Source organism: Caballeronia sp. LjRoot34 (assembly GCF_964253815.1).
Classification (GTDB): domain Bacteria; phylum Pseudomonadota; class Gammaproteobacteria; order Burkholderiales; family Burkholderiaceae; genus Caballeronia.
In genome coordinates this window covers 326,768-339,882 of record NZ_CAXUSB020000001.1, presented here as the reverse complement: position 1 = coordinate 339,882, position 13,115 = coordinate 326,768, and the positions used below count along the sequence as shown (strand labels likewise).

The 13,115-nt window shown below is 59.9% G+C and carries 12 protein-coding genes; 7 read left to right on the top strand and 5 right to left on the bottom strand.

Features of this window, described 5'->3' with window-relative positions:
* Window positions 1-80 precede the first annotated feature (80 nt).
* Entirely contained in the window at window positions 81-1,154 is a 1,074-nt protein-coding gene (locus ACSQ36_RS01580; RefSeq protein WP_213765774.1) for an AI-2E family transporter, read from the top strand.
* A gap of 1,114 nt (window positions 1,155-2,268) precedes the next feature.
* Here the strand turns inward: ACSQ36_RS01580 and purU are convergent.
* The 5 genes from purU to ACSQ36_RS01555 form a co-directional block, all read right to left on the bottom strand.
* Window positions 2,269-3,138, bottom strand: coding sequence for a formyltetrahydrofolate deformylase (gene purU / locus ACSQ36_RS01575; protein ID WP_436180684.1), 870 nt, complete (start codon window positions 3,136-3,138; stop codon window positions 2,269-2,271).
* 67 nt (window positions 3,139-3,205) lie between these two features.
* Window positions 3,206-4,051: a DUF4743 domain-containing protein gene (locus tag ACSQ36_RS01570; protein WP_436180683.1), complete on the bottom strand. Its 846-nt coding sequence runs from the start codon at window positions 4,049-4,051 to the stop codon at window positions 3,206-3,208.
* Window positions 4,052-4,255: 204 nt separating this feature from the next.
* The gene (locus ACSQ36_RS01565; protein ID WP_213764797.1) at window positions 4,256-4,870 is read right to left on the bottom strand and encodes a LysE family translocator; all 615 of its coding nucleotides are present in this window, start codon (window positions 4,868-4,870) and stop codon (window positions 4,256-4,258) included.
* Window positions 4,871-4,909: 39 nt separating this feature from the next.
* Window positions 4,910-5,485, bottom strand: coding sequence for an adenine phosphoribosyltransferase (locus ACSQ36_RS01560; RefSeq protein WP_436183064.1), 576 nt, complete (start codon window positions 5,483-5,485; stop codon window positions 4,910-4,912).
* A 31-nt stretch (window positions 5,486-5,516) separates the two neighbouring features.
* Complete coding sequence (locus ACSQ36_RS01555) at window positions 5,517-7,517, bottom strand: monovalent cation:proton antiporter family protein (RefSeq protein ID WP_213764795.1); 2,001 nt, start codon at window positions 7,515-7,517, stop codon at window positions 5,517-5,519.
* A 181-nt stretch (window positions 7,518-7,698) separates the two neighbouring features.
* On the opposite strand from ACSQ36_RS01555, the gene kdsD reads away from it, so the two are divergent.
* From kdsD to ACSQ36_RS01525, 6 genes are all read left to right on the top strand, one after another.
* Window positions 7,699-8,682 carry an arabinose 5-phosphate isomerase KdsD gene (gene kdsD, locus ACSQ36_RS01550; protein WP_436180682.1) on the top strand — a complete coding sequence of 328 codons (984 nt, stop codon included), beginning with the start codon at window positions 7,699-7,701 and terminating at the stop codon, window positions 8,680-8,682.
* The gene (locus tag ACSQ36_RS01545; protein WP_436180681.1) at window positions 8,682-9,245 is read left to right on the top strand and encodes a KdsC family phosphatase; all 564 of its coding nucleotides are present in this window, start codon (window positions 8,682-8,684) and stop codon (window positions 9,243-9,245) included. The genes kdsD and ACSQ36_RS01545 overlap by 1 nt, the downstream gene beginning before the upstream one ends.
* 5 nt (window positions 9,246-9,250) lie before the next feature.
* Entirely contained in the window at window positions 9,251-9,850 is a 600-nt protein-coding gene (gene lptC / locus ACSQ36_RS01540) for an LPS export ABC transporter periplasmic protein LptC (protein ID WP_213764792.1), read from the top strand.
* Window positions 9,851-9,898: 48 nt separating this feature from the next.
* Entirely contained in the window at window positions 9,899-10,609 is a 711-nt protein-coding gene (gene lptA, locus ACSQ36_RS01535; RefSeq protein WP_436180680.1) for a lipopolysaccharide transport periplasmic protein LptA, read from the top strand.
* Window positions 10,610-10,620: 11 nt separating this feature from the next.
* Complete coding sequence (gene lptB, locus ACSQ36_RS01530) at window positions 10,621-11,388, top strand: LPS export ABC transporter ATP-binding protein (protein ID WP_213764817.1); 768 nt, start codon at window positions 10,621-10,623, stop codon at window positions 11,386-11,388.
* A gap of 164 nt (window positions 11,389-11,552) precedes the next feature.
* Complete coding sequence (locus ACSQ36_RS01525; protein WP_213764790.1) at window positions 11,553-13,076, top strand: RNA polymerase factor sigma-54; 1,524 nt, start codon at window positions 11,553-11,555, stop codon at window positions 13,074-13,076.
* The last annotated feature ends 39 nt before the right edge of the window (window positions 13,077-13,115 follow it).

Below are 13,115 nucleotides of genomic sequence, written 5' to 3'. Positions count from 1 at the left end.
CCCGCATCGCCACTATGAGCCGCGCGCCGTTCGGACCGCGGCAGTCCGTAACCCGTTAGCGGCAGGAGACTGAAGGATTCATGGCAAAGCGCAACGAAGCGGCCGAAAACAGGCCCGCTGTCCGGCCCGTCCGGCTGACGAGCGACATGAGCATGCCGACGTTGTCGGCGGTGGAGATTGGCAGCTATATCGCCGCGTTCGCCGGTTTGTTCCTCGTACTGCATTTGCAGTTGCTCGGTGCGCTGCTGGCGGGGATGCTGGTGTATCAGCTTGTGCACGCCATCGCGCCCCTGATCGAAAAGACCATGACGAGCGGACGTGCGCGCTGGGTCGCGGTCGTGATCGTGGCGGTGGTGATCGTGGGGGGGCTGGCGGGCGCCACGATCTTGCTCATCGATCATTTTCAGCGCGATGTTCCTAGCGTGCAGAAGCTTCTCGATCAGTTGATGAAGCTCACGTCGCATGCGCGACTGCAGGTGCCCGACTGGATAGCGAACTACCTTCCTGTCGATGCAGAGCAGATGAAGGACAAGGCGACCGAGTTGATGCAAACGCACGCCGCCATGTTGCAGCAGGGCGGGAAAGACGCGGCGCGCGGTTTCGGGCATGTGCTGATCGGCATGATCGTGGGTGCGATTATCGCGGTGGGTGTGCCGCGGACGACACATCGTCTGCCGCTTTCTACTGCGCTCGTGACGCGCGTGACGCGTTTCTCAGAGGCGTTTCGGCGGATCGTTTTCGCGCAGGTCAAGATTTCCGCGATCAACGCGACGTTCACGGCGTTGTATTTGCTGGTTGCGCTGCCGGTGTTTCACGAGCGGCTGCCGTTGTCGAAGACGCTGGTGTTGGTAACGTTTATCGTCGGGTTGTTGCCGGTGATCGGCAATTTGGTCTCGAACGCGATTATTGTGGGGATTTCATTGTCGGTGTCGTTTGGGACGGCTGTGGCGTCGCTGGTCTTTCTGATCGTCATTCACAAGCTCGAGTACTTTTTGAATGCGCGGATTATTGGTGGGCAGATCGAGGCGCGTGCCTGGGAATTGCTGCTGGCCATGCTCGCGATGGAAGCCGCTTTTGGACTGCCAGGGGTGATTGCTGCGCCGATTTTTTATGCGTATCTTAAGCGCGAGCTGGTTTATTTGAGACTGGTCTGAGTGGGGGTGCTCGCGCCGATGGACGGGGGGGGTGGTCTGGTTCCGGGGTTGGTCTGGTTCCAAGGTTAGCGGTTGGGGTTGATGCCGGGTTGCCTGGTTCTGGGGTTAGCGGTCTGGGTCAATGCCGGGTTGGTGCTTTCGGTGTTAGCTGTCTGCGAGAGTCGGATATTCTCTTTATCACTATTAGCCACTGTGCGTGGCGGCACGTCATTTCTTTGTCCAAAGCGACAAAGAAACGAAGCAAAGAAAACGCTTTCAAACCACGCTACCCTAAGTGTCCACAGCGTGCAGTTTCTATTCATAGGTGCCCCAAAAGCACGGTGCTCGCCAGAGCGAAGGATGTGTGAACCCCTCCTTCTCCGAACACGGATACCCACACGCTTCGCCACCAGTGATTGAACCTGCCCAAGGAGCACCCCGCGCTATCCGCGGATAACCTCCCTCCAATGTGTACGCGCCTCGAACCACGTCGCCAAACCTGCTGGAAATGAGGTCGCGAAGATGCGGGTGGCCGTAACCGATGAAAATAGCTGTACAGAACGCGCAGCCAGTTCACACAAACTAAAACGGTAAACACAAACACGCATCAAGCTGTGGCCTATGAATACGGTCGCACAGATCAGGTGGGTAACCTGTCAAAAAACCGCAGCCGTAAATATCCGTAAGGCCGTGCGGGTTCATTGGCAATGGTGCTTGCCCGAGAGCGTACGGGGCGAAGCGTGTTCGTGTCAGGATTCGCGAGAAGGAGGGGTTCAAACATCCGTGGCTCTGGCGAGCACCGTGCTTTTGGGGCACCTATGAATGAAAACTGCACGCTGTGGACACTTAGGGTAGCGTGGTTTAAAAGCGTTTTCTTTGCTTCGTTTCTTTGTCGCTTTGGACAAAGAAATGACGTGCCGCCACGCACAGTGGCTAATAGTGATAAAGAGAAAATCCGACTCTCGCAGACCACTAAGGCCGAAAGCACCAACCCGGCATTGACCCTGACCGCTAACCCCAGAACCTACCCTCGGGCATAACCTCCGACCGCTAACCCTGGAACCGAGCACAACCCCGCCCCCCGGAACCCTCCCGCCGCAAAACCCCAAAACCCCAAAAACCAAGTGCGAACGACCTACTTAAAGACTACTGTCTTACTCCCATTCAGCACGATCCGGTGCTCAACATGCCACCGCACCGCACGCGCGAGCGTCACACACTCCACATCACGCCCGATCGCCGTCAACTGATCCGGCGCCATGCTGTGGTCCACACGCTCCACTTCCTGCTCAATGATCGGCCCTTCATCAAGATCCGTCGTCACATAATGCGCAGTAGCGCCAATCAACTTAACACCGCGATCAAACGCCTGGTAATACGGCTTGGCGCCCTTGAAGCTCGGCAGGAACGAATGGTGAATATTGATCGCCCGGCCATTGAGCGCGACGCACATTTCCGGCGACAAAATCTGCATATATCGCGCGAGCACAACAAGATCGATCTTGTGCTGATCGACGATCTCCAGCACCCGCGCTTCCTGCGAAGCCTTCCCCTCAGGCGTGGACGCAATCAACGGCAGATGATGAAACGGCACGTCATAACTGGCAGCAAGCTGATAAAAATCCCGATGATTCGAAACGATCGCTGGAATCTCAATCCCGAGCTGGCCGGTGCGATATCGGAACAGCAAATCGTTCAGGCAATGCCCGATCTTCGACACCATGATCATCACGCGCGGTTTCACCGACGCATCATGCAGTTCCCACTTCATGCCGAACTCATCGGCAAGCGTGCTGAACGACGTCCGCAACGCGACGAGACCCGGATCTCCGCCCACTTGCTGGAAATGCACGCGCATAAAAAATTCGCCGGTGTGACTGTCACCGAATTGCGCGGAATCAAGAATATTGCTGCCGAGATCGAACAGGAATCCAGACACGGCATGCACAATGCCGGGACGATCCGGACACGACAACTTCAAGATAAAACTATGTTCGGTCGACATGAACCGATACTCCTTTGAGATGTTTCAAAGCACGTTCAACGCGCGTTCACAGCAGGTTCACAGGCGTTCAAACCGCCGGCGGTAAATAAATCGCCGGCATGCCCTCGCACGCTTCTTCGTCTATCCAGTTGCGGCGCAGCAGGCAATCCAGGGTGGCCAGACTGGCATCGACTGTCATGGCGCCTTCTTCAATCCACCGCGCGACTTCATCGATACGGGCAAGCCGGTGTTCGCCCACTTCGCCATCCTGATTGCGTGGCGCGAAATCCGCGGGCAAGCTCAAGTCGAAAACGTAAATCAACTCTGCCTGAGTGCCTTCGGGCAGCGATTGCAGCACGTAGAATTCACGTCCGCGCACGGCCTTGGCAGCAAGCTCCGGCTGCATGCCTGCTTCTTCCCAGCACTCCTTCACGAGCGTTTCCTCGATCCCCATTCCCCAGCCAATACCGCCCGCCACCACGTTATCGAGCATGCCCGGATCGGTCGCTTTTGTTTCGCTGCGCCGGGCGATCCATAACTCCGGCGCGCGGCCCGGCTCTTCAACAATACCGTTCAGATGGACGGCGTAGGTCATTGTGCCGAAGAACCGCGACGCAGCCCGTTCGATGAACGCAAGCGGCTCGGCGTCGAAGGCATTGCGGATCGCGTAGGTTTCGTTGCGCCAGCCGGGAATGCGGCCGTCAGCCGCCAGCATGCCGATGACTGCGCCCAGCGCGGCGCTGCGCGCGTTGAGATCGGAGAAGGTATTGGCGAGACGGATCGACGTTTGATCGATATGAAACACGTCCGGCCATGAGTGCAGCGCGGGCGCGTCGGTGCGCCGAATCCAGCCGACCCGTTCACGGTCGATGTAAAACGGCAGGTGCACCGAAGCATCGAAACGACGCGCGGCAACAATGGCAGGCAAGCTCATGATGGGCTCCGGCGGCGGAAAGCCGGAAATTGTACAGGGGGTCTTGTTCGTACTCAGGTCGGGGTTCGGGTTTGGTCGGGAGGGTCAATGCCAGATTGCTGCCACTTGCCTTAATAGCAGCCCACGAACCCTGAAAAGCGGCAACCTGACATCCGCCCGAACCTGCCGAAGCAATCCTCGGCTGGGTGCGGCCGAAAACCCCTCTTAATCCTTCAACGCCACGCGAATCCCCAGCCCGATAAACGTTGCCCCGGCCAACCGGTCGAGCCACACCCCCACCTTCGGACGCCGCTTCAGATAAGCCCCGATCATCCCGGCTGCAACGCCAAAAACCGAGAACACCACCACCGTCTGCAACATGAACACGCCGCCAAGCTCGAACATCTGCAACATGACGCTTTGGCCGCCATGCGGATTAACGAACTGCGGCAGGAACACGATAAAAAACAGCGTCACTTTCGGATTCATCATATTGCCGATCACACTCTGCCGAAACACCACGGCCAACGGCTGACTCGGCCGCTCATGCGCGCTCGACAAACCCTTGCTACGAATCGCCTTGATGCCAATCCAGATCAGATAAGCAGCGCCGGCCAGCTTGACCGCTTCAAACGCCATCGGGGAAGACTTGAGCAACGCTGCGACCCCAAGCGCGGCAAGCGTCGTGTGAAACGAAATTCCGGCGGCAAACCCAAGCGCCGCAACCAGCCCAGCCGCGCGCCCCTGCGAGATACCACGCGCGAGCACCTGGAGATTGTCCGGACCGGGCGCCACGGTAATAGCAATGGAAGCCGCGAGAAACAAAAGGAAATTAGGCATGACTCGGAGAAATCGAAGAAATCGAAGAAATCGAAGAAATTAGTGGCCGCTGAATTCGCAGACCGTATAAAGCGGCAAACCCGATTCGCGCAGAAGCGTCGATCCGCCAAGCTCCGGCAAATCGATAATCGCCGCGCCCTCAACGACCACCGCGCCGAGCCGTTCGAGCAACATCTTGCCGGCCATCATCGTGCCGCCCGTTGCAATCAGGTCATCAACCAGCACTACCCGCTCGCCCGGTTTGCACGCATCTTCGTGAATTTCGACGGTCGCGCTGCCATATTCAAGTTCATACGACTGCGACAGCGTCCTGAACGGCAGCTTGCCCTTCTTGCGGATCGGCACAAAACCCAGGCTCAATTCGTACGCCAGAATTGGCCCGATGATAAAACCACGCGCATCAAGCCCGGCGATCGTGTCGATTCGTGCATCTATATAGCGCTGCACCAGCAGGTCGATCAGCGTACGCAACGCGCGCCGATCCTGCAAAACCGGCGTGATATCGCGGAACTGCACGCCGGGCTGCGGCCAGTCCGGCACCGTGCGAATCCGCTCCCGGATAAAACCGGCTGGATTGGATAAATTCGGTACTGAGGGCGCTGCGAACTCAGACATTTCAGGCATGTTTGATGTCTCCTGGAAAACGTCAGGCTACCGCGCCCGCACGGCGATTGCGCGACAGCCGTTCTTCCGCCAGCTGCAACGCCTCGGGCAAACCGCGCAGCACCACAATGTCGCTCGCCCGCAGCTTGGTGTCAGGATCAGGCTCCACGCCGCGAATTCCATGCCGGCGAATGGCCGTCACTTCTACTCCGTCGCCCACCAGCCCAAGCTCATCGAGCGTACGGCCGACCGCGTCGGCGTTTGCATCGACGGGAACTGATTGTAGCCGGACCTGCTCGCGACGCTCATCGTCGTCCTCATCCGCGCCGTGAAAATATCCGCGCAGCATGCTGTAACGCTCGTCGCGCATTTCTTCCACGCGCCGAACCACGCGCCGCATCGGCACGCCCATCAGCACCAGCGTATGCGACGCCAGCATCAAGCTACCTTCCACGATTTCCGGAATCACTTCCGTCGCACCCGACGCAATCAGCTTTTCCAGATCGGCGTCATCGACAGTACGCACGATGGTGGGCAACGTCGGCTCCAACTCGTGAATACTGTGCAGCACGCGCAACGCGGACGGCGTATTCGCGAAGGTGATCGCGATCGTGGCCGCGCGATGTATGCCGGCGGCGACCAGCGCCTCGCGCCGGCCGGCATCGCCGTACACCACGCTTTCACCCGCCGCCGCCGCTGCCGCCACGCGATCGGGGTCCAGGTCGAGCGCGACGTACGACAACCCCTCGTGTTCCAGCATCCGCGCCAGATTCTGCCCCGCCCGGCCATAGCCGCAGATGATGACGTGGCCACTCTGCTTGATGCTTTGCGTCGCAATGCGCGTCATTTGCAGCGACTGCCGCAACCATTCAGTCGATGAAAGCCGCAGCACGATGCGGTCGGCGTTCTGGATGATGAACGGCGCGGCCAGCATGGAAAGCAGCATCGACGAAAGGATGGCTTGCAGCAGCACCGGCTCGACCAGATGTTTATCGAGGATCAGGTTCAGCAGCACGAAACCGAACTCGCCGGCTTGCGCCAGGTTCAGGCCGGTGCGCATCGCCACGCCCGGGGGCGAGCCGAACAGCCGCGCGAGGCCGGTGATCATCACGGCTTTCAGCAGGATCGGCAGGATGAAAAACGACGCCACGAGAAAGGGATGTTCCCAGATCACGCGCGGATTGAGCAGCATGCCCGTGGTCACGAAAAACAGCCCGAGCAGCACGTCGCGAAACGGCTTGATGTCCTCTTCCACCTGATGCCGGTAAGGCGTTTCCGCGATCAACATACCCGCGATAAACGCGCCGAGCGCGAGCGAGAGGCCGAATTTATCGGTGATGAACGCCGCGCCCAGCGTGACCAGCAGCAGGTTCAGCATGAACAGTTCTTGCGAGCGCCGGCGCGCGACAATATTGAACCAGCGCGTCATGAACTTCTGGCCGATGAACAGCAGCACCGTCAACGCAACCACGATCTTGATGGCTGCAAGCGCAAGCCAGAACGCCAGCTCCTTCGAATTGCCATTCCCAAACGCGGCAATGATGATCAGCAGCGGCACCACGGCCAGATCCTGGAACAGCAATACGCCGAAGATGTTGCGGCCATGCTCGGATTCCAGTTCAAGGCGTTCGGCCAGCATTTTTGAAACGATGGCGGTGGACGACATCGACAGCGCGCCGCCCAGCGCAATGCTCGCCTCCCACGACATGTCGGTCCAGAAGTTCGCGATCCACCCGAACAAAAGGGCCAACGCAATCGTTCCGGCCACTTGACTCGCGCCGAGGCCGAACACAATCCGCCGCATTGAACGCAATTTCGATAACGAAAATTCAAGCCCGATCGAAAACATCAGGAACACAACGCCGAATTCCGCCAGATGCTGCGCGCGGTCACTATCCGGTGCGATGCCGGCGGCGTGCGGTCCGACAATGATCCCGACCGCCAGGTAACCCAACATGGGCGGCAGGTTGAAAAAGCGGAATACGACGACCCCTGCCACGGAACACAGCAGCAACAGCAACGTCATTTCAAGCGGGGAAGTCATCCGTCTAGCGTCCTCGTTTGTCGGCGGATGGCGGCTCGGGGAGCACATCCGGATCTTGTGTTTTTTTAACGCGCACAACGCTTGCGCGCAACAAAACACACGGCCTTTCGGGGGCGGATGAGCGGCTGAAGGCCGCCCCGTCTCCGGCGCGGCGCAAAGATGCCTTTGTTATACTTCGCGCATGATAGCGAAAATCAATGGCGACCGGGCACTCGCGCTGGCTCGCACCGTGCTGGAAATTGAAGCCGACGCTGTGCGCGGCCTGTCCGCGCAACTCGACGACAACTTCACCGGCGCCGTCGAATTCCTGCTCGGATGCAAGGGCCGCGTGGTGGTATCGGGTATCGGAAAATCCGGGCATATCGCCCGTAAATTCGCGGCAACGCTCGCGAGCACCGGCACGCCCGCCTTCTTCGTTCATCCGGCCGAAGCGAGCCACGGCGACCTCGGCATGGTGACCGCCGAAGACGTGTTCATCGCCCTGTCGAACTCGGGCGAAACCTCCGAACTCGTTGCCATTCTGCCCATCATCAAGCGCCTCGGGGCAAAATTGATCGCCATCACCGGGCGGCCGGAATCAAGCCTCGCGAAACTGGCCGACGTGCATCTGAACGCGCACGTCGATAAAGAAGCCTGCCCGATGAATCTCTCGCCGACCGCCAGTACAACGGCGGTGCTCGCATTGAGCGACGCGCTCGCGGTCGCCGTGCTCGACGCCCGCGGTTTCGGCCCCGACGACTTCGCGCGCTCGCATCCGGGCGGCGCGCTCGGCCGGCGCCTGCTCACTTACGTACGCGACGTGATGCGCGTCGGGCCGGAAGTGCCGGAAGTGCCGCTGAACGCCACCGTCTCCGACGCCCTCTTCCAGATCACCGCCAAGCGCATGGGCATGACGGCCGTGGTCAACGAAAAGCGTCATGTTGAAGGCATCTTCACCGACGGCGACCTGCGCCGGATTCTTCAAAGCGACGGCGATTTCCGTGCGCTGCCGCTGATCGACGTCATGACGCGTAATCCGCGCACAATCGGTCCGGACCATCTCGCGGTGGAAGCTGTGGAACTGATGGAGCGTTATCGCATCAATCAGATGCTGGTCGTCGATGAAAACGCGATCCTGATCGGCGCCCTGAACATGCACGACCTCTTTTCCAAGAAGGTAATCTGATGTCGACCTTGTCTTTCACGCCGGATATCGCCGCAACGGAAGACGCGCACGACCGCGCGAGCCGCGTGAAACTGATGATTTTCGACATCGACGGCGTGTTCACCGACGGCAGCCTGTTTTTCACCGCCAACGGCGACGCCATGAAGTCCTTCAATTCACTCGACGGCCACGGCGTGAAAATGCTGCAATCGGCGGGCGTGCAGACAGCGATCATCACCGGGCGCAACTCCGGCATTGTCGCGGCACGGGCGGGCGAGCTGGGCATTACGCACCTGCACCAGGGCGTCGCCGATAAAACCATCGCGCTGGCCCAACTGCTGCAAACCACGGGTATTCCGGCAACCGAATGCGGCTACATGGGCGACGACTGGCCTGATCTCGCCGTGATGCGGCTGTGCGGCTTCGCAGCGGCGCCGGCCAACGCGCATGAGGAAGTGCTGAGCCGCGTACATCTCGCCACGGCCAAGCGCGGCGGTGAAGGCGCGGTGCGTGAAGTCTGCGACGCCATCCTGCGCGCGCAGAATCGCTACGACGGCCTGCTTGCCGCGGCTATCGGAGCCTGAATCCCATGCAACGACCCAAGAAACTGACCTCAGCGTTGCCGCTGGTCGCGGCGGCCGCGCTGGCGGGCATCACCTACTGGCTGATGCAGGCTACGATGCCCAAGCCACAGGAACCGGAGCGCCCGAAGGAACACACGCCCGACTATTTCGCGACGAATTTTTCGGTCTCGGAACTGGACACCACCGGCACGACGCAGTATCGGCTGACCGCGATTTCGATGGTGCATTACGAGGACAATGAAGTCAGCGACCTCACGAAACCCGCCATGCGCATGTTCCAGCCGCTGCGCCCGACCGTGACGGCCACGTCCGAGCGCGGTACGGTGAACGGCGACGTCTCGATTGTCGACTTGTACGAGAACGCGCACATTTTGCGCGTGGCAGGCTACGGCGACCCGCAGATGACGGCGGATTCCGAGCACTTTCGCATCCTTGTGAACGACGATGTCATCGAAACAGAAAAGCCGGTTAAACTTCAGCGCGGTCCGTCCGTGATGACGGGCAACGGCATGAACTACAACAACGCGACCCGGGTAATGAAGCTTTTTGGGCAGGTGCGCGGCCAGATCGCCGCCTCCGACACCCTCGGCACCTCGTCCAAATAAACCCGGCAGTTCCGACGAATTGCGCTTAATCCATTCAAGTGTGACTGCATGAACAAACCGTTTCTCCGACCCGAATCCGGCCGTCTGTGCGCAGCATGCGCTGCGTTCTCGCGCCGCGCCGCACGTATCGTGCAATTCGGGATCGCGGCAACATGCGTGGCGCTGCCGCTGGCGGCCTCGCTATTGGCTTTCGCCCCAGCCGCGCACGCCGAACGCGCCGACAACGACAAACCGCTGAATATTGAAGCGGACAACATGACCTATGACGACCTGAAGCAGGTCAACATCTTCACGGGCCACGTTGTCGCGACCAAAGGCACGATCATCATCAAGGCCGACCGTGTTGACGTGACGCAGGATCCGCAGGGGTACCAGTACGCGACCGGCACGTCCACCGGCGGCGCGCTCTCGTATTTCCGCCAGAAGCGCGACGGCCTCGACGAATACATAGAAGGCAATGCCGTGCGGATCGACTATGACGGCAAGCAGGATCTCACCACGCTGACCACGCGTGCCGTTGTGCGCCGCCTCGTAGGCCTCACCACGATCCAGGACGAAGTACACGGCAGCGTGATTACCTACGACGGCCAGAAAGACTTCTATACGGCGAAAGCCGGACCTGACGTCGCCGGTCCAGGCAACCCGACTGGCCGCGTGCGCGCCATGCTCGCCCCGCGTAACGGCGGCGCCGCGCCGCTGAACGGCGCGCCGGCCACCCTGACGCCGTCCACCAAGATGCAAGGAACGCAGCAGCCGTGAATTCGCCCGCCATGCCTCATCGCAAGCCGGCCGGCACGAGCAGTTCGCTCACCGTCCGCAACCTGAAGAAACGCTACGGCTCGCGCACGGTCGTGAAAGATGTCTCGCTCGACGTGAAAAGCGGCGAAGTGGTCGGGCTGCTCGGGCCGAACGGCGCGGGCAAGACGACGTCGTTCTACATGATCGTCGGACTGGTGCCGCTGGACGCCGGCGAAATCCTGCTCGACGGCACCTCGATCAGCCTGCTGCCCATTCACAAGCGTGCGCGTCTCGGGCTCTCGTATTTGCCGCAGGAAGCGTCCGTGTTCCGCAAGCTGACGGTCGAGCAGAACATTCGCGCGGTGCTTGAATTGCAAACGGACGAAAACGAAAAGCCGCTCTCCAAGCAAGCGATTACGGATCGCGCGGAAGCGTTGCTGGACGAACTTCAGATCGCGCATCTACGTGAAAACCCGGCTTTGTCACTCTCGGGCGGCGAACGCCGGCGAGTGGAAATTGCCCGTGCGCTCGCGACCAACCCGGCGTTTATCCTGCTGGACGAACCGTTCGCCGGCGTTGACCCAATCGCTGTGCTCGAAATCCAGAAGATCGTGAAGTTCCTGAAGCAGCGCAACATTGGCGTGCTGATCACGGACCACAACGTGCGCGAGACGCTCGGCATCTGCGACCATGCTTACATCATCAGCGACGGCAGCGTGCTCGCAGCAGGCGCGCCAAGCGATATCATCGAAAATGAGAGCGTGCGGCGCGTTTATCTCGGCGAACATTTCCGCATGTGAGCGCGGGGACATAGTGTCCCGCGCCCCATGCAACACCGTTGTGGACGGCGTCCCGCGCCGCCAACAGATGTTACGTGCCGCCCGCGAGGCGGCACATGTTTTTGGTCGATCCCCGCGAGGTGTCGCGCCCGTGGCAAACTCTCTACAATGAATACAACCTTGCCATGAAAGCCAGCCTCCAACTCCGCCTGTCGCAGCATCTTGCGCTGACCCCACAACTGCAGCAGTCCATCCGGCTGCTACAGTTGTCGACGCTCGAACTGCAGCAGGAAGTCGCGATGGCTGTCGCGCAAAATCCACTGCTCGAGAACGAGGACGACTGGACCACCAGCCCCTTGCGCGTGGCAGCGGACGGTTCGCTGATCACGTCGGGGGCGTCGGTGAACGCGCCCGATCCCATGATGAGCAACGGCACGTCGTCGAGCAGCAGCACGACCACCACCGAACGTTCGGAAAGCGGCGACCCTCAAGGGGTAGACGAATACAACGGCATGAGTTCGTCGGACAACGGACCGGATTCGAGTTCGTGGAATCTGGAAGATTACGGCCGCTCGAATAGCGGCTCGGACGACGACGACCTGCCGCCGCTGCAGATCCACGAATCCACTACTACGCTGCGCGACCACCTGACGTCGCAACTGCGCATGACGAAGGCAAATCAGCGTGACCGTGCGCTGATCACGTTCCTGATTGAATCACTCGATGAAGACGGATATCTCACGTCGTCGCTCGAGGAAGTAAAGGCGGATCTGCCGGATGAACTGGAAGTCGATGTCGACGAACTGAGCGCGGCGCTCGCGTTGCTGCAGAGTTTCGATCCGCCGGGCGTGGGCGGCCGTTCGGCGTCCGAATGTCTGAAGCTGCAGTTGTTGCGGCTCGAAGCATCGTCTATCCGCACGCTAGCGCTCGATATTGTGATGCACCATCTGGAACTGCTCGCGGCACGCGATTTCACGCGTTTGCGCAAGCAGCTCAAAGCGTCCGATGACGCATTGCGCGATGCACATTTGCTGATCCGATCACTGGAACCGTTCCCCGGCGCCGCGTTCGGCAAGAGCGAAGCGGATTACGTGGTTCCTGACATCCTCGTGCGCAAAATGTCGAGTGGGTGGACGGCAGAATTGAATCCGGAAATCGTGCCGCGGCTTCGCATCAATCACCTCTACGCGAATATTTTGCGCAACAATCGCGGCGATCCGGGCAGTGGTTCGTTGCGTCAGCAGCTTCAGGAAGCGCGCTGGCTGATCAAGAATATTCAACAAAGATTCGAGACGATTCTCCGCGTTGCACAAGCTATTGTGGAGCGTCAGAAGAACTTTTTTGCCCACGGCGAAATTGCAATGCGGCCCTTGGTTTTGAGGGAGATTGCTGATACGCTGGGTTTACACGAATCCACTGTCTCACGTGTGACAACCGGTAAGTACATGCTGACCCCATTCGGGACGCTTGAATTTAAGTACTTCTTCGGATCGCACGTTTCAACCGACACGGGTGGCGCGGCATCGTCCACGGCGATCCGGGCACTCATCAAGCAACTGATAGGAGCTGAAGACTCAAAATCTCCTCTTTCAGACAGCCGCATCGCAGAGTTGCTGGCAGAACAGGGGTTCGTGGTCGCACGCCGTACGGTGGCCAAATATCGCGAAGCTCTGAAAATCCCGGCAGTGAATTTGCGAAAGTCTCTGTAGCCCGCTGCATGTTGCGGCGGGCCTTTACCGGCCGCGTCG

What these genes read in the sequence shown, in the direction of transcription:
- ACSQ36_RS01580 (WP_213765774.1), top strand. Translation starts at nt 81, where the DNA reads ATGGCAAAGCGCAACGAAGCGGCCGAAAACAGGCCCGCTGTCCGGCCC.
- purU (WP_436180684.1), bottom strand. Translation starts at nt 3,138, where the DNA reads ATGTCGACCGAACATAGTTTTATCTTGAAGTTGTCGTGTCCGGATCGT.
- ACSQ36_RS01570 (WP_436180683.1), bottom strand. Translation starts at nt 4,051, where the DNA reads ATGAGCTTGCCTGCCATTGTTGCCGCGCGTCGTTTCGATGCTTCGGTG.
- ACSQ36_RS01565 (WP_213764797.1), bottom strand. Translation starts at nt 4,870, where the DNA reads ATGCCTAATTTCCTTTTGTTTCTCGCGGCTTCCATTGCTATTACCGTG.
- ACSQ36_RS01560 (WP_436183064.1), bottom strand. Translation starts at nt 5,485, where the DNA reads ATGTCTGAGTTCGCAGCGCCCTCAGTACCGAATTTATCCAATCCAGCC.
- ACSQ36_RS01555 (WP_213764795.1), bottom strand. Translation starts at nt 7,517, where the DNA reads ATGACTTCCCCGCTTGAAATGACGTTGCTGTTGCTGCTGTGTTCCGTG.
- kdsD (WP_436180682.1), top strand. Translation starts at nt 7,699, where the DNA reads ATGATAGCGAAAATCAATGGCGACCGGGCACTCGCGCTGGCTCGCACC.
- ACSQ36_RS01545 (WP_436180681.1), top strand. Translation starts at nt 8,682, where the DNA reads ATGTCGACCTTGTCTTTCACGCCGGATATCGCCGCAACGGAAGACGCG.
- lptC (WP_213764792.1), top strand. Translation starts at nt 9,251, where the DNA reads ATGCAACGACCCAAGAAACTGACCTCAGCGTTGCCGCTGGTCGCGGCG.
- lptA (WP_436180680.1), top strand. Translation starts at nt 9,899, where the DNA reads ATGAACAAACCGTTTCTCCGACCCGAATCCGGCCGTCTGTGCGCAGCA.
- lptB (WP_213764817.1), top strand. Translation starts at nt 10,621, where the DNA reads ATGCCTCATCGCAAGCCGGCCGGCACGAGCAGTTCGCTCACCGTCCGC.
- ACSQ36_RS01525 (WP_213764790.1), top strand. Translation starts at nt 11,553, where the DNA reads ATGAAAGCCAGCCTCCAACTCCGCCTGTCGCAGCATCTTGCGCTGACC.